Genomic DNA, 20,746 nt, shown 5'->3' with positions numbered 1-20,746 from the left:
GGCTCCATGTTCCTTCGCCTCTTCACCGATCTGCGCGCCGCCAAGGTCCCCGTGACCCTGCGCGAATATCTGACGCTGCTCGAAGGCGTCGAGGCCGACCTCGCCGAGCACAAGGTCGACGAATTCTACTATCTCGCCCGCGCTACGCTGGTGAAGGACGAGCGCCATCTCGACAAGTTCGACCAGGTCTTTGCCCAGGTATTCAAGGGCATGGAGACGCTGGGCCAGGCGATCGAGGAAGCCGGCATTCCCGAGGAATGGCTGCGCAAGCTCGCCGAGAAATTCCTGACCGACGAGGAAAAGGCGCAGATTGATGCGCTGGGCTGGGACAAGCTCTGGGAGACGCTGAAGCAGCGGCTCGCAGAGCAGAAGGACCGTCACCAGGGCGGCAACAAATGGATCGGCACCGGCGGCACCTCACCCTATGGCGCCTATGGCTACAATCCCGAAGGCATCCGCATCGGTCAGGACAAGAACCGCAATTTCCGAGCGGTGAAGGTCTGGGACAAGCGCGAGTTCAAGGATTTCGACGACACGCGCGAGCTCGGCGTGCGTAACCTGCGCGTCGCATTGAGGCGGCTGCGCCGCTTCGCCCGTACGGGCGCGGCCGAGGAACTCGACCTCGACAACACGATCAGCGAGACGGCCAAGCACGGCTATCTCGACGTCAAGCTGCGGCCGGAGCGACGCAACGCCGTGAAGGTGCTGCTCTTCCTCGATGTCGGCGGCTCGATGGACTGGCATATCGAGCTGGCCGAGGAGCTGTTCTCGGCGGCGCGGGCCGAGTTCAAGCATTTCGAGCATTTCTACTTCCACAACTGCCCCTATGAGCGCGTCTGGAAAGAGAACCGCCGCCGTCACGACCAGATCATCCCGACTTGGGACGTGCTGCGGACCTATCCGGCCGATTACCGCCTCGTCTTCGTCGGCGATGCCTCGATGAGTCCCTACGAGATCGCGATGCCCGGCGGCTCGGTCGAGCACTGGAACGAGGAGGCCGGCGAGGTCTGGATGAACAGGCTGGTGAACAAGTTCCCGAAATCGGTCTGGCTCAATCCGGTCCAGCAGCATCTGTGGAACTATACGCAATCGATCCGTCAAATCGGCGGGTTGATGGGCGGACGCATGTTCCCGCTGACGCTCGACGGCCTCGATGGTGCGATGAGAGTTCTGGCGCGCTGAACCACGACGATCGGCCCGCTTCCCTTGGGCGGCCGGAATGCTCTAACTGCCCGCCATGACGAACAACCACGACGACGACGCCCCTGCCCCGAGCTGGCGCCAACGCCCGAAGCCTGTCGGATTCGAGATCAGCTACAGGCTCGACGGCGACACCCTCGAGATCGATCGGACGCGCCGCGTCGACAGCGTCAGGCTCAGCGCCGTCGAGCAGGTGCGTTTCGTCTATGCGCCAGGCAACATCTCGTCCAAGGGCTACAAGACGCAGCTAAGGCTCAGCGACGGCCGGACCGTGACTTTCGGCAACCTGTCATGGCGCTCGCTGACGGACCTCGATCGCGACGATGCGCGCTATCACCGCTTCGTCTCGGCATTGTCAGCCGCAATCGCACGGGCCAACCCGCGCGCCCGCTTCGTCGCCGGGCGGCCGAAGCCGCTCTGGCTCGGCGTCGTGTTCGTGGGCGCGGTGTCGCTGCTGATGCTCGCCGCCTTCACGTTGCGCGCCTTCCAGCAGGGAGCGACCAATGCCGGGCTGCTCGGCCTGCTGCTGGTCGCGGCCTCGTTCTGGCAGGTCTGGCCGCTCGTCAGCCTCAACCGGCCGCGCGAACTCGCGACCGGCGAAGTGCCCGACAGCCTCGTTCCCGGCCGCCCCGGCTAACGCTCAGCGCACCACCAGCACCGAGGACTTGGCCCGGCGCACGATGGCGGAGGCGTTCGAGCCGATGACGTAGGCCAGCATGCCGGGCTCGTGCGAGCCGATGACGATGAGATCGGCCCCGGCCGCATCAGCCTCGGCCAGCACCTCGCCATGGACCGAGCCCAACAGCACCTTCGCCGAGACCTGATCGGCCGGCAGGTCGACCGTGGCAGCGATTTCGGCAAGCTTCGCTTCGGCGTCCTGCTGCTGTTCGGAATCGAAATCAGCAGGGACGAATTCCATGTACGTGACAGGGATCAGCGAGCGGACATAGACCAGCCGCACCACGCCGCCCGATATCTTGGCGAAGGATACGGCGGCAGCGATCGCTGGCTTGGCTAGATCGGCCTCCGCCAGATCGACGGGAACCAGAATCGACTTGTACATCGTATCCTCCAAGGCTGGTTGCAGAACCATTCTGGAGTTTGCCAGCACGCGCGCCATGATCCAGCGCAAAATGCGCGCTGCGGCAGGGCGCCGCGCGCCGGTCGGTCAGCGGAGTTTCAACCCTGGCGCGCGGGGGTGCGCACGACCAGCCCGTCAAGATTGTCTCTGATCCGGATCTGGCAGGAGAGACGCGAGGTCGGCCGGACGTCGAAGGCGAAGTCCAGCATGTCCTCTTCCATCGGCTCGGCATGGCCGACGGCTTCCATCCAGGCATCGTCGACATAGACGTGGCAGGTGGCGCAGGCGCAGGCGCCGCCACATTCGGCCTCGATACCGGGAATCGCGTTGCGGATCGCCGTTTCCATCACCGTGGAGCCCGTTTCGCCCTCGACGGTGCGGCTCTCTCCGTGAGCGTCGATGAAGGTGATGTTCGGCATAAGAAACTCCGGCGCGCTATGACGGCCTCGCTTAGAGCATTTCAAAGCGGCACGGAACGGGCTTTTCCGCCGCAGCGCCGGTTCAGGCCGCGCAGTCGAAGCGCGCGATCGCCGCCCGTGCCTCGGCGGCGGCCAGGGCTAGTTCATCGAGAGCGCTCTCGGTCAGACGCGGCTCCGCATCGCCGAGGCTGTGCTCGATCCGATCTGCCGCTTGGGCGACCTGCCAGGCGCCAATGGCGCGGGCAGCGCCCTTCAAGGTGTGCGCCGCGTCCATCCGAGCTTGCGTGTCCGCGCTGCCGTGGATGGTGCGAAGATGCGCCACGCATTGCTGGGCGAACAGGGTGAGCAATTCGCGCTCGAGCTCATGATCGCCGCCGGTCTGGCGGTGAAGATGCTCGGTATCGATCGCGCTCTGGGGCATGGGCAACTCGTGAACATCGGATCGCCGCATGGGCGGTCTCACCCACTCCAAGAAGCGACTTGATGGTGAACGAGGCGTTAACGACGTTTGTGAATCGAGCACTCAAATGGGTTTCCAAGGTTACGGGGCTCCACTACCCTTCCAATTGGTAAATGATGGGCGCAGTGTCTCCGATCATCCCGGCCAGAGGCGGCAAGGGGCGACGGGGACGGGCTTTCGCGTCCATCGTCAGTAGCGTGGCGAGGCGGCAACGATGAATCGACCCAAGAAGCTCCAGGATCCCACTGAAGCTGCGATGTCGGCGATCGAGGAGGCGCTTCGACTCGACCAGCCCCAATCCGATATCGCCAGAGGCGAGACGGAGACGCTGGTCAGCGCCGAGCCCCGGCTTCCCATCACCAGCGAGAATGATCTCAAGCTCGAATTGCCGCGTGTCGAGCCTGCAGCTGCCGCCGCGCAGCCCGCGCCCGTAACCCCTCCCCCGGCGCAGCCGCGCGCCAGCGCTGCGCTTGCGCCCGACACCACCCGCGTCGCCAATGACGACCGCCGCGATTCCAGCTCGCTGGTGCAGGCTTTCGCCGTCCGCCCGTCGCGCAAGCCTTATTGGTTCGCCGCGCTCGCCTCGCTCGCCTGGCTGGGCGGCGCGGCCTTCGTGCTGTTCGGCCGCTACGGCTCCTTCAGCAATGGTCTTCCCGAGCCGGTCGCCAATTTCGGCATCGGCGAATGGACACTGCTTGCGCTCTCGATCGGTGCGCCGGTCGTGTTCTTCTTCGTGCTGGCGGCGCTCTATCGCCGTACGCAGGAGATGCGCCTGATCTCGCGGGCGATGACCGAGGTCGCGCTGCGTCTCGCCGAGCCTGAGGTCGCAGGGGCGGATTCCGTCCTGTCGCTCAGCCAGACCATCCGCCGCGAGGTCGCCGCCATGGGCGACGGCATCGAGCGCGCCGTGGCGCGCGCCGGCGAATTGGAGACGATCGTGCGCGGCGAGATCTCGACGCTCGAGCGCGCCTATGCCGACAACGAAATCCGGCTGCGTTCCCTGATCGACGAACTCGTCACCCAGCGCGAGGCCGTGGTCGGCAATGCCGAGCGCGTCAAGCTCGCGATCAGCGGCGCGCATGACGGGCTCGCCAAGGACCTAGACAGCGCCAGCCGTGTCATCGCCGAGGCCGTCGCGCAGGCAGGCGACCGCGTCACCGGTTCGCTCGGGGCCAAGGGCGACCAGATCACCCAGGCGCTCGGCCGGGCCGGCGAGCGGATGGTCGAGGAGATCAGCGGCCGCGGACATGATCTCGTCGAGAGGCTGCAGGTGACTTCGGGCGAGGTCTCCGAGCGGCTGGCCGGCGCCAGCGACAATCTTTCGACCATGCTCGACGGTCGCGCCAAGGAGATCGCAGGCTCGCTGGAACGCACGGGCGCTTCGCTGACCGAAGGTCTGACAGCCAGCGCCCAGGGCGTCACCCGCGCCATCAGCGAGACCGGCGCGCAGGTCGCGGAGTCGCTGACCGCCCGCGTCGATGTCGTCAACGAGACCCTGAAGAGCACCGGCGAGACGCTGGCCAAGGACATCTCCGCCCGCGGGACCGAGGCGGCGGAGCGTTTCGAGACCAGCAGCCGCAATATGGTCGCGCTGATCGAGAGCCAGAGCGAAGCCCTGCAGAAGCGCCTGTCGGAGTCCGGCGAGGCGCTGCGCAGCGCCCTCTCCGACGAGGGCGAGAGCGTCACCACCCGCCTTGCCGAGGTCGGCCGCGGCGTCAACGGCCTGCTCATCCGCCAGAACGAGGCCATCGCCAGCCGCCTCACGCAGGTCGGCGAGAGCGTCCATTCCCTTATCGGCACGCATGGCGACACGCTGGTCGGCCGCCTCAACGACACCGCTCGGACCGTCGACGACGTGCTCCGCGAGCGCAGCGAGGCGATCATCCTGCGCGTCAACGACGCCAGCGAGACGCTGAGCAATGCCGTCGAGAAGCATGGCGATGCGCTCACCGGCCGCATCACCGATGTCGCCGGCCAGGTGCACGGCCTGTTCACCGAGCAGGCAGGCAAGCTGGTCGATCGCCTCGGCGAAACCGGCGAGACCGTGCATGCTCTGCTCGACCAGCAGGCAGAGAAGCTCGTCGAGCGCGTTTCCGGCGCCGGCAACGAACTCGCCAACCTCGTCGGCCAGCAAAGCGGTTCCGCCGTGGCCCGCGTCTCGGAGGCTGGCAGCGAGCTGGCCCGCCTGCTCGTGGAACGCAGCGAAGCGGCCGTCGCCAACGTCTCCGAAGCCAGCCGCAACCTGACCGCGCTCATGGGCGAACAAGGCGATGCCACCGTCGCCCGCGTTTCCGATGCCGGCGCTGATGTCGCCCGGCTGCTCTCGGAGCGCAGCGAGGCGCTGGTCGCCAGCGTGTCGGGTGCCGTCAACACCGTCGAGACCCGCCTGCGCGACGAGAGCGACCTGCTCGTCGGCCGCCTGACCCAGGCCGGCCAGGACGTCGGCAACGTCGTCGGCCACCAGAGCGAGCGCCTGATCTCCGGCCTCTCCGAGACCGGCATGCGCGTCAGCGCCCTGCTGGAAGAGCAGGCCGGCGCAATGACCGTGAAGGTTTCGCAGGCAGGCCTCGAGATCAAGGATCTGCTCGGCAGCGAGAGCCAGGCTCTGGCGAGCCGCGTCGCCGATGTCGGCCGTTCCGTGCACGGCATCCTGGCCGAGCGCAGCAACGCGCTGATCTCCCGCCTCGCCGAAACCGGCGAGAGCATCGACCAGAAGCTGGAAGAGCGCGGCATGGTGCTCGCCCAGCGCATCACCGGCAGCGTCGAAGCCGCGCAGAACGCACTGGAACAGCAGCAGACGGGTTTCCTCGCGAGCATCGGCGAGACCGGCGACAAGGTCGGTGCCCTGCTCGGCGAGCAGCGCGAGACGATGGTCCGCGACCTCGTCAGCACCGGTCGCGAGGTCCACACCCTGCTCGGCGAGCAGAGCGAAGATCTGGCGCGCCGCATGACCGAGGCGACCCGCACGCTCACCGAGACGATCAATGTCGACGGCCGCCATGTCGCCGACCGCGTCTTCGAGGCGACGCAGGGCCTGCGCGACACCTTCACGATCCATGCCGAGGACGCGCGCACCATGCTCGCCGGCACCGGCCGCGAGATCGTGATGGCGCTCACCCAGCAGGGCGGACGCGTCAACGAAGCGCTTTCCGCCAACGCGGAATCGATGCTGCGTTCGGTCGAGGGCCGCGCCCAGGCATTGACCGAAGCCCTGGCGCAGCGCCACGACGCGCTGACTCGCCTCTTCGACGAGCGTGGCCGCGAGATCGAGACCGCGCTCGGCTCGCGCATGGCGACGCTGTCCACGCTGTTCGACACGCAGGGCCGCGAGATCGACACCGCGCTCGGCGCCCGCCTGTCGACGCTGTCCACCCTGTTCGACACGCAGGGCCGCGACATCGACACCGCACTCGGCGCCCGCCTCTCGGCGCTGGCCACCTTGTTCGACACGCAGGGCCGCGAGGTCGAGACCGCCCTCGGCGCGCGCCTGAGCGCCTTCGAGGACCTGATCGTCCGTCAGGGCGGTGCGCTCACCGCCAAGATCTCCGGCGATGCCCGCGAGCTCACCGAGGCGCTGCATAGCGGCATCGCCCAGGTCGAGAAGCTGATCTCCGAGGACGGCGTCACGCTCGCCGACAAGGTCGGCACCCGCGCGCTCGAAGCCGCAGAGCTCCTCGCCAGCCGCACCCGCGAAGCCGCGGATGCGATGGAAGGCCAGATCAAGCTGTTCGAGGACCGCTCGGGCGCCAAGAGCGCCGAGATCGCCGGCGCGCTCGACAGCCTGATCGCCCGCATCGACGGCAGCCTCGGCTCGCGGGCCACTGCCCTCAACGAGGCGCTGGTGGAACGCACGGTCGACATCGCCCGCGTGCTGGCAGAGGGCGGCCGCGAGGTCACCCGCGCGCTTGCCGCCAAGGCGGACGAGATCGGCGAGGTCGTGACCTCGAAGAGCGAGTCGCTGACGCGCACGCTCAGCGACAAGGCGGACAGCATCAACGCCACGCTGGGCGGCCGCGCCCTGCAGATCGCCGATACGCTCGACCAGAGCGTCGCGCGCTTCGAGGAGCGCGTCGTCAACCGGCTCGACACCGTCTCTCACACGCTCGACAGCCGTGGCGACGAAATCGCGACGACGCTGCAGGGACGCTCCGAGGCGATCGCAGCCACGTTGTCGGAACGGGCGCAGGAGCTGCGCGCGCTTTTCGACAACCAGGGCAACGGCATGGTCTCCTCGCTCGCCCAACAGAGCGAAGCCATCGCGGCCGCTCTCAGCGAGCGCGCCGAGCAACTGCGTACCCTGTTCGACGATCGCGGCCTGGGAATCGTCGCGGCGCTCGGCCGGCGCGGCGACGCCATCTCCGGTGCGCTCGACCAGCGTGCCGAGCAGCTGCGCGCGATCTTCGAGGATCAGGGCACCGGCGTCGTCACCGCGCTCGAACGCCAGGGCGCGGCGATCGCGAACTCGCTGGAGGAGCAGACGGATGCGCTGCGGACCGCGTTCGACGCCAAGGGCCACGGCCTTGTCGAAGTGCTCGGCCGCCAGGGCGAAACGCTGACCCAGTCGCTCGACGAACGGGTCGAGGCGCTGCGCGCAGTCTTCGACGCCAAGGGCAATGGCGCCGTCGAGGCGTTGAATGAGCGTGGTGAGGCGCTGGCCGCCGAGTTCGCCAYGGTCGGGGAAACGGTGGTGCGCGCGCTCGAAAGCCGCGGCAACGCCATCGTCGCCGGGCTGCGTGACCGCGGCGCGGCCATCGCCAATGCGGTCGAGGCTTCGTCCAACGCGCTGCGCGAGACGCTTGAGGCCAGCTCGAAGCAGTCGGTCGAGGCCCTGGTCAGCACGAACGAGCAGCTGCGCGAGGAGCTCGGCGGCATGCTCGGCCGCCTGGGCGAAGCCAACAAGCTGATGCAGCAGATCGTCAACGGCGCGAACAAGAACCTGGCCGCCGTCGAGAACAGCCTGTCGACCCGCGTCGGCGAGTTGCAGAACGTCATCGGCACCGTGATGACGGAGGCAGGCAACGCCTCGCAGCAGGTCACGGCGCAGATCGCGGAGCTGAAGAGCTACTCGGAAGGCACCCTGCGCGAGACGACGGCCCTGATCGGCCAGCTCGACAATCGCGGCACCTCGCTCAACGAGGCGACGCAGGCCAGCAGTGCTGCGCTCAACGCCGTTGCCGGCCGGCTCGAACAGATCGAAGGACGCGTCGGCAAGGCGCTGGCCGAGCGCCGCGATGCGCTGGAGCAGCTCCATGGGTTGATCGCCAACCGCACCGACGATGTCGAGGCGATCACCCGCTCCTTCGCTTCGCTGATCGACGAGTCGCTCGGCACCGCCGAGGCGCGAGCGCGCCAGATCGGCACCGTGCTCTCCGACTCGGCCGAATCGACGACGAGCGCCATCGCGCAGCAGTTCGAGACGATCCGCGCCGCGACCGGCAAGGAACGCGAGCGCACCGCGGAAGCCCTGCGCGAGGCCTATACCCAGGTCTCGACCGAGATCAGCGGCGAGCTCGCCAAGGTGACCGAGCGCTTCCAGAAGGCGGCGCAGGACATGCGCGGCATCACCGGCGACATCCAGCGCGAGCTGGAGGCAACGCGGGCAGAAATGAAGCGCGGCGTGCTCGAGCTGCCGAAGGAGGCACAGGAATCGACCTCTGCGATGCGGCGTGTCGTGGCCGAGCAGATCAAGGCGCTGAACGATCTCACCGAGATCGTGACGCGTTCCGGCCGGCGCGGCGACGTCTCGCTGCCGATCGACGCCGTCGTGAGCCGCAAGGCAACGGTCGCCGCCGCCCCTGCCCCGGCCCCGCAGTCGGCTCCGGCCTTCACGCCGGCGCCGCAGCCGAAGCCGGCGGCAGCGGAACCTCTGCTGCGCCCCTCGCTCGATGCCTCGGCCGAGACGGCGCGCGTCGCCACCCCTCGCGCGGAGCCCCGCAGCGAGCCCACTCCTGCGCCGAGCCGCCCGGCTCCGACCCAGGAGGCCCCGCGCCGGCAGCCCGACGCGACGGTGCAGCAGCCCGCCAAAGCCGGCTGGCTCTCCGATCTGCTCAGCCGCGCCTCGCGCGAGGACAAGCAGCCGGAGCCCAGCAAGCCGACGACCCATTCGATCGAGAAGCTCGACTCGCTCTCCGTCGATATCGCGCGGATGATCGACCATGACGCCGCCGTCGAGCTGTGGGATCGCTACAAGCGCGGCGAGCGCAACGTCTTCACCCGCCGGCTCTACACGCTGCAGGGCCAGCAGACCTTCGACGACATCCGCCGCAAGTACCGGCGCGACCCGGAGTTCAAGGAGACGGTCGATCGCTACATCGACGAGTTCGAGCGTCTGCTCGGCGAAGCGGCCAAGGACGACCGCGACTCGATGGTGGCCAAGACCTACCTGACTTCGGAAACCGGCAAGGTCTACACCATGCTGGCCCATGCCAGCGGCCGCTTCGAGTAGGCGGCCGGTTCCCTGCGGACTGGAACGACAAAGGCCGCCCGAGAGGGCGGCCTTTCCTTTTGCGAGATGGTGGTTCCGGATAAGATCAGCTGACTCTACGCCGCGGCGCGGAAGCACACCTCGCCCCGGTTGAGGAAGCAGGCCTTGTCGAAGAGCGACAGGTCGAGCGGGTTGGGCAGCCGCACATCCGCGATGTCCGGAAACGGCTTGCCCGAGGCATCGTAGGACCGGTCGATCTGCGAGATGAAGATGAGGATCAGCCCCCTCTCCCGCGCGAAGGCTCGCAACGCCCTCACCTGAAGCGCCAGCTCCGGGGTATCGCGCCGCTGGTCGAGCAGTTGCAGGTAGTCGATGACCGCCACCGTGCCGCGCGGCGCCGTCGCCAGCGTTCCCACGATGTGGTCAGCGCTGATCGCATCGGAGCAATCGCAGTCGAACAGGCCGGCGAACTCATCCGGCTCGATGCCGAGCGCACGCAGGCGGCCCGCCACGTCGAGCGGCGTGTATTCGAGCGTGAAGAAGGCGCCACGACGGCCAGCTCTCATGGCTTCCGCCAGTAGGCCAAGGCTCGCCAGCGTCTTGCCCTGGCCCGGCCGCCCGGCCATCAGGACGAGATCGCCCGGCGTAAAGCGAGACAACAGCGCGTGGGCCGTTTCGGTTCGGGGCAGCTTCGCGACAAGCAAGCTCCAACTGCGATACCCTTCATCTGTCGCGATACGGTCGAGAGCGGCGTGGAGGGGAATCCGCTCTCTGCGGCTCAACAGCCTGGCTCTGCGCTTCAGTTGATGGATCGGGGCCGACAACGTCATGACATGAACCTCCTATCGCGGGCAGCGAGCGCAATCCCTCCTCATGCGTGATGCCCGGACAGTCGGTCAGATCGTCGAAATGCCCTGTATGATCATACTTCCCCGGCTGGAGGGGGGAGGCTCGGGCCGAGCCGGAATCAGAATTTAGAGCATTTCCGCGCATCTTCGAAGCGCGGAAATGCTCTGGATCGCCGCGCGTCCTCTCGGATGCGAAGTGGCGATCTATCTCTTTGTTTTAACATCGGATTTCTTCGAAAAGTGGATTCCACTTTTCGGTCCGATGCTATAGCCCTTTGATTGGACGCATTTTCTTCACGCGAACCGAGGCCACTTCGCTCGAAAATGCTCAGGCCGATGCCGGCCGGGCAGGCTCAGCGCGCCCAGCGCACGATCTCGATCAGAACCTGCGACAGCGCCCGGTCGAGCGCCTGCGCGGCTCCCGCCCCGTCGACAGAGCTGGCCGGCACGCGGGCCGAGAACAGGCGCGCGCGCTGGATTTTGCCGCTCTGATCGCCAACGATCCGGGCGGTGATCTCGACCACCGCCATCCCGGTCGCAGCGTCGATGTTGAAGCTGCGGATGTTGGTGTTGAGCTGCACATCCGGCTGGATGCGCTGGCCTGGCGCCGAAACGGAGCCGATGCGGCTGGCATTCTCGAAGGTCTGGATAAGCCTCGCCTGCACCAGCGCGGGGATGCGATCGGCCCACTGAGCTCCGCCGACGAAGGAAAGGGCCCCGCCCGAATCCCTGACGATGACCCGATCGGAATCGAGCGCCTGCACCGTGGTCGGCTCGGCTACCACCATCACGGCGCGCGAGCCGCCGACCTTGCCGAAGCCGCTCGGTGCCGAGAGGTCGAACGTCGTCGGTGTCGGACCGCTGCAGCCTGCAAGCATGGCGCCGGTGACCAGCAGGAGGGCCGTGAGGCGAGCCTTCGTCGCCGGGAAGAGCGCTGCCTCGATCGTCATCGCTTAGCGGGATCCATTGTATTGCGGGAGCGGCGGCTTGCCGCCGAGGATGAGCTGCTGCGGATTGCGCTCGAAATTGCGCAATGTCCGGTTGATTTCGGTCAKGGTTTTCTTGCCGTCCGAGGCCAAGGCTTCGACATCCCGCAGCCCCGGCCCGGTGAAGCGGTTGATACCGGCGGTGATCTCGGCCGTGCGCTTGTCGAGATTGTCGGCGAGCACGCGCATCGATTTGGCGGCGTCGGCGACCTCCTGGAACGCGCTGCGGCCTTCCCCGCCGGCGCCGGCGTTGAGGAAGCCCTGCGCCGCCTTCAACACGCCCTCGACCTGGTCGGCCGCCTTGTCGAGCTTGGCCGAGATCGAGGCGGCATCCTTGACCACCTTCGCAACGTCGGCGCTCGAACCGCCGAGCGCGCCCGTGAATTTGTCGACGTTCTCGATGATGGCCGCAACCTTCTGCCGATCGACCGAGCGCACCACCCCGGTCAGCTCCTCGCTCAGAGTCTGAAGCCGTTGCGAGAGGGGTTGAATCGTCTCGGCGATGTTGCTGAAGCCGGCCATCAGCTTGTCGAGACCGTCGGAGTTCTTGCCCAGCGCCTCCGAGAACTTCTCGACATTGCGGACGGTGTTATTGAGCGGACCGGCGTTCTGCTTGATCAGCCCGTCGAGCGAGGTGAGCATCGTGTCGGCCTTCTGCGCGACGTTGCGCACGGTCTCGATGATGTCCTGCAGTTCGGAACGCTCGGCGATGATCGTCGGCATCGGCTCGCCGGGCTTGGCGGTCAGCACCGGGGCGTCCGGGGCACCGCCGATCAGTTGGAGCGCGACCACACCGGCCAGGCCCTGCGCCTCGATGCGGGCGCGGGTATCCTCGCGCAGCGGCGTCGTGCTGGCGACCTGAATGACGGCGTAGATGCGGCGCGGATCGTCCGGCTGAAGCTCGATGCTGGTGACCTCGCCGACGCGCAATCCGTTGAACAGCACGCTCGAACCGCGGCCTAGGCCGGTCACGGTGCCGGTGAAGATGACGCGCACGCTCTCCCTGCGCCCGGCCGCGCCACTGTTGAACCAGTAGACGAAGCCGAACGCCGCGGCCAGGACCGCGAGCGTGAAGAGACCGACGAGTGCGTAGTTGGCGCGCGATTCCATGCCCTAGCCGTTTCGTTCCCGTTCCCCGGCCGGCAGCCGGGCCATGGCGCGCTCGCCACCGAAATACGCCTTAAGCCACGGATGATCCGACGCCAGCATCGTCGCCAGCGGGCCAACCGCGATCACCTTCTTGTCCGCAAGCGCGGCGATTCGGTCACAGGCATGATACAGGCTGTCGAGATCATGGGTCACCATGAAGACGGTCAGCCCGAGAGTCTTCTTCAGGGTCATGATGAGGTCGTCGAACTCCGCCGCGCCGATGGGGTCCAGCCCCGATGTCGGTTCGTCGAGGAATACGATCTCCGGGTCGAGCGCAAGCGCCCGGGCGAGCGCTGCGCGCTTGATCATGCCGCCCGACAGCTCCGAGGGAACCTTGTCCGCCGCATCGAGCGGCAATCCCACGAGATCGAGCTTCACCATCGCCAGCTCTTCGAGCAGGTGAGGTGAAAGATGCAGATATTCGCGCATCGGCACCTGGATGTTCTGCTTCACCGTCAGCGCCGAGAACAGCGCGCCCTGCTGGAACATCACGCCCGAGCGGCGCTCCACCACGCGCCGCTGTTGCGGCGTCAGCGTATCGACGTTCTCGCCGAAGACTTCGATGGTTCCGCGCGCCTTCTGGACCAAGCCGAGGATCGTGCGCGTCAGCACCGACTTGCCCTGCCCCGAGCCGCCGACGAAGCCCAGGATCTCGCCGCGCAGCACGTCGAGATCGAGGCCGTCCATGATGACCTTCTCACCGAAGGCAACCTTGAGATTGCGCACCCGGATGACCGCTTCGGGCTCCCCCGCCTTCGGGTTTTCCGCCGATGAAACGGGTTGCGGCGCAGGAGCCGGAGATCTGTCGGGGAAAGCCATCGTCAGAACTCGATCGACGCGAAGAACATGGCAAAGAGGCCGTCGACGACGATGACCATGAAGATCGCCTTCACCACCGAAGCCGTGACCTGGCGTCCGAGCGACTCCGCCGAGCCCTGAACCGCCAAGCCCTCGATCGAGGCGATCAGCCCGATGACGAAGGCCATGAACGGCGCCTTGATCAGCCCGACGGCGAAATGCTTCCAGGTGATGACCGATTGCAGCCGGGCGAGGAAGGTATCGACCCCGATGCCGCCATAGAGCCAGGCGACGAGGCCGGCGCCGACAAGGCCCGCCATGGCCGAGATGAAGGTCAGGATCGGCAGCGAGATGATCAGAGCGAGAATACGCGGCACGACCAGAACTTCGATCGGATCGAGGCCCATGACACGCAGAGCATCGATCTCCTCGCGCATCTTCATCGAGCCGATCTCGGCGGTGAAGGCCGAGCCCGAGCGGCCCGCGATCATGATTGAGGTCAGGAGCACGGCGAGCTCGCGCAGGATTAGGATGCCGGTCAGGTTGACGACGAAAGCCGCGGCGCCGAACTGCTGAAGCTGAAAGATGCCCTGCTGCGCGACGATGCACCCGACAAGGAACGAGATCAGCATGATGATCGGCGCGCCGTTGAAGGCGATCAGCTCGATCTGGTTGACGAGGGACGGCCCACGGAACTTGCGCGGACCGAGAACGACGCCAATGGAGCCAACCACGACCTCGCCGAGGAACATGGCGCCGCCGACCATGTCGCGGCCGAAGCGCACGACCGCTTCCCCGATATCGACGAGGATGTCGACCACCCGGAAATGTCGCTGCGACGCCTGCAGGTCCGCGTCATGGACATGGACCTCCGCAAGCAGGATGGCATGCTCGGGCTTGTCGCTGACGATATCGACAGCCGCGCCCTCCCTCTCCTGCCGCTCCTTCAAGCGATTGAGGACATAGGCACCGAGCGTGTCGAGACGACTGACGCCGGAAAGATCGAGCCGCACATGCCGCGCCTGCCGCAGATCCTCGCCGATCTCGGCGATCAGCTTTTCGATGCGCGGCGCACGGTCGGCGCTCCAGGAACCGGCAAGCGCCACCGAGACCGTCCCGGCATCGGAGCGGATGATCGTCTGCGGTTCGGCGGTATCAACGCTCGCCATGTCGCTATGACGTCCCTCGCCCTGCCCAGGGCAGCCTCGCGGCTGCGCAACACCAGTCTCTCGCGTCGAAATCGACCCCTCAAGCTCTGTATTGCCGCGACCAAGGCACTTGGCAAGCATAGGGCAATGCCCAACGCACTTCCGCCGGCAAACGTTGCCGAAGGGCCATAGAATCGGCCTTTTTCGCAAGCGTCTCGCTGACGCCGGCGCCGGAAGCAGCAATTTCTTAAACAATCGTGGAGCAGCCTCGCTTTTGGAAAATCCCGACGGCCGTTGATTCGGCCGGTTGATCGAAGGCAGAATGGTCATGGGCGAACCGCGCTCGCTGACACCGCTGAGCCAGGCCGACTACGAGGCAATCGAAGCCGCGGTCATGGAGACGTCGCGCGGCCGTTGGTTCATGACGGAATACGCCAAGCGCAACCGCCAGGCCGATACGCTCCAGCTCCTCGGTGCAATTCACCGGATCGAGCGGGTCGTCGGGCTCGGCGTGCAGGAGACCAGCCGCGAAACGAACCTGATCGAAGCCGCTGCCCTGATCAGCGATCTGCGCAGCGACCTGGAACGCGTGAGCGGCAAGCCGGACATCCGCTCGTCCGGGCTCGCGGCCCGGATCGAACAGGCAGCCGGCACCGTCCTGTCCGCCACCGAAAGCATCCAGGAGGCGGCCTGGAGCCTGCGCGAGGCGGGCGCCGAGGAAGGGCTCTGCGACAAGCTGGATCAGCACTCTGCCGAGATATCGACCGCGATCGCCGTCGTCGACGGGCTCGTCCAGCGCATCGACAAGATCTCCGACACCATCGCCATGCTGGATTCAAGCCTGCGCGCCTTCGGCGAGGTTTCGCGAGAGCCGAGCACCAGCTTCGAGATCATGGCCGCGGCGGCCGAGGGGAGCATGGCCACCGCGCCGTCCCCGCCGGCGATCCGTCGCGAGTATCGCGACGCAAGCGCCGCCGCGGCAGACGAGCCGCCAGCCCCGTACCAGCTCAACGACCAGGCCGCACCGGAGACGCGCATGGGAACCGTGCATCTCCTCGACGACGACCTCACCTTCGAGGAACCAGTTGCCGCCTCGCCCGAGCCGCAGCGCGTCGCCGCCGGCTATTCGGAGGCCGGCCTGCGCGAGATCGACGCGCTGCAGGCCGATCGCAAGCTCGCTTATTTCGTCTGAAGCGTAGGCGAGGCCACTCCCCGCCAGGTCAGCGTCAGTTCTCGCGCCTGATCGCGCTCTCGTGCCAGCGATGCAGCAGCAGATGGGAGACCAGGCTCGTCGCCAGGAAGATCGCGATGCCCGACAGCGAGATCATCACCAGCGCGGCGAAGACGCGCGGGATCTTGAGCTGATAGCCGGCCTCCAGGATGCGATAGGCGAGGCCCGAGGCGCTGCCGCCCGTGCCTGCGACGAACTCCGCCACCACCGCGCCGATCAGCGCGAGTCCGCCCGAGATCTTCAGCCCCGCCAGGAAATAGGGCAGAGCCGCCGGCAATTTGAGGTAGCGCATCGTCTGCCAGCGCGAGGCGCCGTAGAGCTCGAACAGGTTGACGAGGTTATGGTCGGCCGAATTCAGCCCGAGGATGGTGTTCGACAGGATCGGGAAGAAGGCGACGATCCAGGCGCAGATCAGCAGCGACAAGTCGATATCATTGGCCCAGATGATGATCAGCGGGGCGATGGCGACGATCGGCGTGACCTGCAGGATGACGGCATAGGGCAGCAGCGCCATCTCCAGCCATTTCGACTGGCTGAACAGCACGGCAAGCGTCACGCCGACGACGATGGCCGCCGCCAGCGCCATGAAGGTGATCTTCAGTGTCACCCAGAGCGAGCCGGAGAGCGTGCCCCAATCGGCAACCAGCGTTTGGCCGACCAGGATCGGCCCGGGCAGGACATAAGACGGGATTTCGTTCCAGCGGACGGCAAATTCCCAGAGCGCCAGCACGATCACGCCGATCGCGAGCGGAGCGAGGATGCGCGGCCAGACACCGGCCGGCAGGCCGAGAATGCGGGCTTCGGCCGCAGCGACGGGCAGCGCCTGCGCGTCGGTGCCGTCCGACGCCAGCGTTTCGACGGGCGCGCTCATCGGCCGATCGCCTCCTTGAGCTTGGTGGAGGCGACGCGGCAGAGATGGGCGTATTCGCCGGAGGTCCGGAACAGCTCGTCGCGCGGATAGTCGGCCTCGACGGAGAGGTCGGCCATGACCCGGCCGGGCCTGGCCGCCATCACCACGATCCGCTGCGAGAGATAGACCGACTCGAACACCGAATGGGTGACGAAGACGGCGGTGAAGCGCTCGCGCCACCACAGCTCCAGCAGGTCGTCGTTGAGGCGGTGGCGGGTGATCTCGTCAAGCGCAGCGAAGGGCTCGTCCATCAGCAGGATCTTCGGGCGCATCACCAGCGCGCGGGCGATCGAGACGCGCATCTTCATGCCGCCCGAGAGTTCGCGCGGATAGGACTTTTCGAAGCCTTTGAGGCCGACCAGGGCCAGCATCTGCGCCGCGCGCGCCTCGGCCTCGGCCCGTGGCACGCACTTGAGCTTGAGCGGCAGCATGACGTTGGCGAGGGCATTCGCCCAGGGCATCAGCGTCGGGTCCTGAAAGACGAAGCCGAGATCGCGCGCACCATGGCCGGAGCTGCCCTGCGCGGCGCCCGCCTCGCCCGGCCAGGTGATCGTGCCGGAGGTCGGCGCGCCGAGGCCCGCGATCATGCGCAGCAGCGTCGATTTCCCGCAGCCGGAGGGGCCGAGCAGGCTGACGAACTGCCCTGCCCCGAGTTCGATGTCCACATCGTGGACAGCGAGCGTGCCGTTGGCGAAGCGCTTCGAGACGTGCCGGACCGCCACCAGCGGGTTGCCGGTGGTCTCTTTGCCTGCGGGTGTGCTTAGATAGGCCGTGTCCAAAGCCTGATGATCCAATCTGCGAAATGCCGTCATTCTCGGGCGAAGCGCAGACCCGAGAAGCTCATGAAGAGAAGGCGCTGGTTTCCGAGATGCTCGGGTCGAGCCCGAGCATGACGCGCCCTATGCCTTGCCGATGCCCTTGTTCACGAAGGCAAGGCTGTAGGCCTTCTTGACGTCGACGCCGGCCGGGATCACCCCAGCCTCGGTCATCGTCTTGGCGAAGCTCGCCCAGCGCGCATCGGTCATGGCGCCGATGCCGAGCGTCAGCGCGTCGCCGGAGAGCACGATGCCACGTTCGTTCATCACCTTGAGAGCGTAGTCGATCTTCTCCTGATCCATGTCGGGATTGTCCTTGAGGATCCGGGCATTGGCAGCGGCGATGTTGGGGCCGCCTTTCATGTATTCCGCCCAGCCCTCGAGCGTCGCGTCGACGAAACGCTGCACCAGCTCCTTCTTCTCCTCGGCCATCTTCCGGGAGATCGTGATGGTGGTGTTGTAGTTCTCGAAGCCGGCATCGGCGAGGAGATGGACGACCGGCTCGACGCCCGCCTTGCGGATGACGAAGGGCTCGGAGGACAGGAAGCCCTGCTGCGAGACCTTCTTGTCGGCCAGGAACGGCGCCATGTTGAAGGTGTAGGGGCGGATCTGCTCGTCGCGATAGCCGAACTTGAGCTTCAGGAACGGCCAGAACCCGACGCGCGCCTGCGCGCCGATCAGGATCGGCTTGTCCTTGAGGTCGGCGAGGGTGTCGTTGCCCTGGCCGGGATGCGAGATCAGGACCTGCGGGTCCTTCTGGAAGATCGAGGCGATGCAGAGGAACGGCAGGTTCTCCTGCGCGAAGCTGAGCGCCTCCAGCGAATTGCCCATGATCATGTCGACGCGGCCGCCGAGCAGGAGCTGCGTCGGGTTCTGCTGCGGGCCGCCGGGGCGAATATCGACGTCGATGCCGTACTTCTTGTAGATCCCGTTGGTCGCGGCCAGGTAGAAGCCGCCATGCTCGGTCTGGGCCCGCCAGTTGGTCTGGTAGCTGACTTTGTCGAGCGTCTGTGCGCTGACGCGAGCGCCCGGCACGGGGATGAGCAGGGATGCGGTCGAACCGCCGATCAGCCCGAGCGCTGCGCGCCGGTTCACGCGATATTTCATCGTCGCCATTTCGATATCTCCCCTGCGCCTGCCGCCGGCCGACTACTGGCCCGTCTGCTTATCCCATGCGATAGGACGGCGGGACAATGCAACGCCGTGCCGCCCGCTTTCTGCACAGAAACCAGGCAACCCAGCCGGCTCCTGACAGGCCTGTTCATCATGACCGCACGTTTCTGGGGCGACCTGAAGAGTTCCGATTTCGCCGCGCTCTCGCCCGAAAGCGCCGTGGCAGTGTTGCCGCTGGCGGCGATCGAGCAGCATGGCCCGCATCTGCCGGTCTCGGTCGACACCACCGTCATGAACGCCATGCTTGCCGAGGCGATGCCGCTGGTGCCGGCCGATCTCGACGTGCTCGTCCTGCCTACTCAGGCGGTCTGCAAGTCGAACGAGCATCTGCATTCGCCGGGGACGCTGACGATCGGCTGGGAAAGCGCGATCCGCTCCTGGATCGAGATCGGCGAGAGCGTGAAACGCGCCGGCTTCCGCAAGCTCGTGCTGATCACCTCCCATGGCGGCAATGTCGATCCCATGAAGATCGTCGCGCGGGAGCTGCGTGTCGGCCACGGCATGCTTGCCGTCTGCACCGCCTGGATGTCCTTCGGCCTGCCGGAAGGCATCTTCGACGAACTCGACACCCGCCATGGCATCCATGGCGGCGACGTCGAGACTTCGCTGATGCGGCATTTCCGGCCGGACCTCGTCGACATGAGCAAGGCCGCACTCTTCAAACCGCATACCGTGACCATGGCCGAAGAGGGTTACACGCATCTGCGGCCGACCGGGCCGCATGCCTTCGCCTGGATGGCGCAGGATGTGAACCGCTCCGGCGCCGTTGGCGACGCCAGCCTCGCAACGGCGGAGAAGGGCAAGGCCACCGCGGCACTGCAGGCGAAAGGCTTCGTCCAGCTGATGGCCGATGTCGCGCGGATGCCGCTCGATACGCTCTACAAGGCGGGCTGAACGTCAATCCGGATCGAGGAGGCGCGGACCCGGCCCTTCCTCGCCCAGCCGGTCGAGCGGATTGTGCAGCGGGCAATCGCGCACCGAGAGACAGCCGCAGCCGATGCAGCCGTTGAGATGATCGCGCAACCGCGTCAGCCGGTCGATGCGACGCTCCAGTTCCTCTTTCCAGGCGGACGACAGCCGCGTCCAGTCCGCGACGGTCGGCGTGCGCTCCTGCGGCAGAGCCCTGAAGGCCTCACGGATGGTCTTCAGCGGCATGCCGGCGCGTTGCGCCACCTTGATAATCGCGACCCGGCGCAGCACCTCGCGTGGATAGCGGCGCTGGTTGCCGGGCGCGCGATGGCTGCGGATCAGTCCCTCCGCCTCATAGAAATGTAGCGCCGAGACGGCGAGGCCGCTGCGGCGGGCGACATCACCGACGCTGAGCTCGCCGGGCAAACGCGCCTGCTGGGACATGGAACAAGCCTCTTGACCTTAACCTTAGTTGAGGTTCTATAAGCCCTGCTCCCGTGATGCAAACCGGAGCGTTTCCATGCACCAGAAGGTCGATACACGGATCAGGCTCGCCCTGATCTACGGCAGCAGCCGCGAAGGCCGCTTCTGCGACAAGGTCGCCGGCTGGGCGGTCTCCCAGATCCAGGGCGACGGCCCGTTCGATCTTGCCGTCGTCGACCCCGGCGAGATCGTCCTGCCGCCACGCCATGTCAGCGGCAAGCACCCTGCCCTGGAAGAGCTCAGGCAGATCATCGGCTGGGCCGACGGCTTCGTCGTGGTGACGCCCGAATACAACCGCGGCTATCCGGCGATCCTGAAGTTCCTGATCGACGCGGTCGGGCCGGAATGGCGGGGCAAGCCGGTCGGCTTCGTCTCCTATGGCGGCATCTCGGGGGGCCTGCGCGCCGTCGAGCAGTTGCGTCTCGTCTTCGGCGAGTTGCATGCCGCGCCGATCCGCGACGGCGTCGCCTTCGCCGATGTCTGGTCTCGCTTCGACGCGGAGGGGCAGTTGCTCGACGCCGACCGTGCCGAACAGGCGATGGCGACGATGCTGGCGCAGTTGCATTGGTGGGCGAACGCGCTGCGCAAGGCGCGCGAGAGCGTACCCTACGGCCAGTTCGCGGCGGCGTGAGAGGCTTCCCGATCACGCCAGCCCTCGTCCTGAGGAGCCGCGAAGCGGCGTCTCGAAGGATGCCCCAGATATCTCCAGCAC

At 66.8% G+C, this 20,746-nt stretch carries 18 protein-coding genes; 6 read left to right on the top strand and 12 right to left on the bottom strand.

Going from position 1 to position 20,746, the window contains the following annotated elements:
* Window positions 1-6: 6 nt before the first annotated feature.
* A complete protein-coding gene (locus AC1DE3_RS06795) occupies window positions 7-1,182 on the top strand; it encodes a vWA domain-containing protein (protein ID WP_476779825.1) in 1,176 nt (391 codons plus the stop codon).
* A gap of 55 nt (window positions 1,183-1,237) precedes the next feature.
* On the top strand, window positions 1,238-1,837 hold the full coding sequence (locus tag AC1DE3_RS06790) for a hypothetical protein (protein WP_441511095.1): 600 nt from the start codon (window positions 1,238-1,240) through the stop codon (window positions 1,835-1,837).
* Window positions 1,838-1,840: 3 nt separating this feature from the next.
* Here the strand turns inward: AC1DE3_RS06790 and AC1DE3_RS06785 are convergent, their stop codons facing one another.
* The 3 genes from AC1DE3_RS06785 to AC1DE3_RS06775 all read right to left on the bottom strand — a co-directional run bounded on the left by AC1DE3_RS06785 (window position 1,841) and on the right by AC1DE3_RS06775 (window position 3,121).
* Window positions 1,841-2,263 (bottom strand): universal stress protein, encoded by a 423-nt coding sequence (locus AC1DE3_RS06785; protein WP_441511094.1) that lies wholly within the window; start codon window positions 2,261-2,263, stop codon window positions 1,841-1,843.
* Between the two features lie 116 nt (window positions 2,264-2,379).
* Complete coding sequence (locus tag AC1DE3_RS06780; RefSeq protein ID WP_441511093.1) at window positions 2,380-2,700, bottom strand: 2Fe-2S iron-sulfur cluster-binding protein; 321 nt, start codon at window positions 2,698-2,700, stop codon at window positions 2,380-2,382.
* An 82-nt stretch (window positions 2,701-2,782) separates the two neighbouring features.
* Entirely contained in the window at window positions 2,783-3,121 is a 339-nt protein-coding gene (locus tag AC1DE3_RS06775) for an Hpt domain-containing protein (RefSeq protein WP_441511092.1), read from the bottom strand.
* A 253-nt stretch (window positions 3,122-3,374) separates the two neighbouring features.
* Between AC1DE3_RS06775 and AC1DE3_RS06770 the strand changes: the two genes are divergently transcribed.
* Window positions 3,375-9,605: an apolipoprotein A-IV repeat region-like domain-containing protein gene (locus AC1DE3_RS06770; protein ID WP_476852277.1), complete on the top strand. Its 6,231-nt coding sequence runs from the start codon at window positions 3,375-3,377 to the stop codon at window positions 9,603-9,605.
* A gap of 95 nt (window positions 9,606-9,700) precedes the next feature.
* Here AC1DE3_RS06770 and AC1DE3_RS06765 read toward each other — a convergent pair whose 3' ends face one another.
* The 5 genes from AC1DE3_RS06765 to AC1DE3_RS06745 all read right to left on the bottom strand — a co-directional run bounded on the left by AC1DE3_RS06765 (window position 9,701) and on the right by AC1DE3_RS06745 (window position 14,534).
* Entirely contained in the window at window positions 9,701-10,414 is a 714-nt protein-coding gene (locus AC1DE3_RS06765) for a DNA helicase (RefSeq protein ID WP_441511090.1), read from the bottom strand.
* 371 nt (window positions 10,415-10,785) lie between these two features.
* Window positions 10,786-11,382, bottom strand: a complete 597-nt coding sequence (locus tag AC1DE3_RS06760) for an ABC-type transport auxiliary lipoprotein family protein (protein WP_476779823.1) — start codon at window positions 11,380-11,382, stop codon at window positions 10,786-10,788.
* A 3-nt stretch (window positions 11,383-11,385) separates the two neighbouring features.
* Window positions 11,386-12,528 carry an MlaD family protein gene (locus AC1DE3_RS06755; protein WP_476852276.1) on the bottom strand — a complete coding sequence of 381 codons (1,143 nt, stop codon included), beginning with the start codon at window positions 12,526-12,528 and terminating at the stop codon, window positions 11,386-11,388.
* Window positions 12,529-12,531: 3 nt separating this feature from the next.
* A complete protein-coding gene (locus AC1DE3_RS06750) occupies window positions 12,532-13,386 on the bottom strand; it encodes an ABC transporter ATP-binding protein (protein WP_441511087.1) in 855 nt (284 codons plus the stop codon).
* Window positions 13,387-13,388: 2 nt separating this feature from the next.
* Entirely contained in the window at window positions 13,389-14,534 is a 1,146-nt protein-coding gene (locus tag AC1DE3_RS06745; RefSeq protein ID WP_441511086.1) for an MlaE family lipid ABC transporter permease subunit, read from the bottom strand.
* A gap of 307 nt (window positions 14,535-14,841) precedes the next feature.
* Here AC1DE3_RS06745 and AC1DE3_RS06740 point away from each other — a divergent pair, with 307 nt between their 5' ends.
* Window positions 14,842-15,705, top strand: coding sequence for a hypothetical protein (locus AC1DE3_RS06740; RefSeq protein ID WP_441511085.1), 864 nt, complete (start codon window positions 14,842-14,844; stop codon window positions 15,703-15,705).
* Window positions 15,706-15,739: 34 nt separating this feature from the next.
* Here the strand turns inward: AC1DE3_RS06740 and AC1DE3_RS06735 are convergent, their stop codons facing one another.
* The 3 genes from AC1DE3_RS06735 to AC1DE3_RS06725 all read right to left on the bottom strand — a co-directional run bounded on the left by AC1DE3_RS06735 (window position 15,740) and on the right by AC1DE3_RS06725 (window position 18,585).
* Window positions 15,740-16,615, bottom strand: a complete 876-nt coding sequence (locus tag AC1DE3_RS06735; RefSeq protein ID WP_441511084.1) for an ABC transporter permease — start codon at window positions 16,613-16,615, stop codon at window positions 15,740-15,742.
* Window positions 16,612-17,433 (bottom strand): ABC transporter ATP-binding protein, encoded by an 822-nt coding sequence (locus AC1DE3_RS06730; protein WP_441511083.1) that lies wholly within the window; start codon window positions 17,431-17,433, stop codon window positions 16,612-16,614. The genes AC1DE3_RS06735 and AC1DE3_RS06730 overlap by 4 nt, the downstream gene beginning before the upstream one ends.
* A 120-nt stretch (window positions 17,434-17,553) precedes the next feature.
* On the bottom strand, window positions 17,554-18,585 hold the full coding sequence (locus AC1DE3_RS06725; protein WP_441511082.1) for an ABC transporter substrate-binding protein: 1,032 nt from the start codon (window positions 18,583-18,585) through the stop codon (window positions 17,554-17,556).
* 150 nt (window positions 18,586-18,735) lie between these two features.
* Between AC1DE3_RS06725 and AC1DE3_RS06720 the strand changes: the two genes are divergently transcribed.
* Window positions 18,736-19,536, top strand: a complete 801-nt coding sequence (locus AC1DE3_RS06720) for a creatininase family protein (protein ID WP_441511081.1) — start codon at window positions 18,736-18,738, stop codon at window positions 19,534-19,536.
* A 3-nt stretch (window positions 19,537-19,539) separates the two neighbouring features.
* Here the strand turns inward: AC1DE3_RS06720 and soxR are convergent, their stop codons facing one another.
* Window positions 19,540-19,995 (bottom strand): redox-sensitive transcriptional activator SoxR, encoded by a 456-nt coding sequence (gene soxR, locus AC1DE3_RS06715; protein WP_441511080.1) that lies wholly within the window; start codon window positions 19,993-19,995, stop codon window positions 19,540-19,542.
* Between the two features lie 76 nt (window positions 19,996-20,071).
* Between soxR and AC1DE3_RS06710 the strand changes: the two genes are divergently transcribed.
* A complete protein-coding gene (locus AC1DE3_RS06710) occupies window positions 20,072-20,665 on the top strand; it encodes an NADPH-dependent FMN reductase (RefSeq protein WP_441511079.1) in 594 nt (197 codons plus the stop codon).
* Window positions 20,666-20,746 lie beyond the last annotated feature (81 nt).

Source organism: Allobosea sp. 10L417 (genome assembly GCF_056395485.1).
The sequence above is the reverse complement of the archived record's forward strand: the minus strand, read 5'-3'. Positions and strand labels throughout refer to the sequence as shown.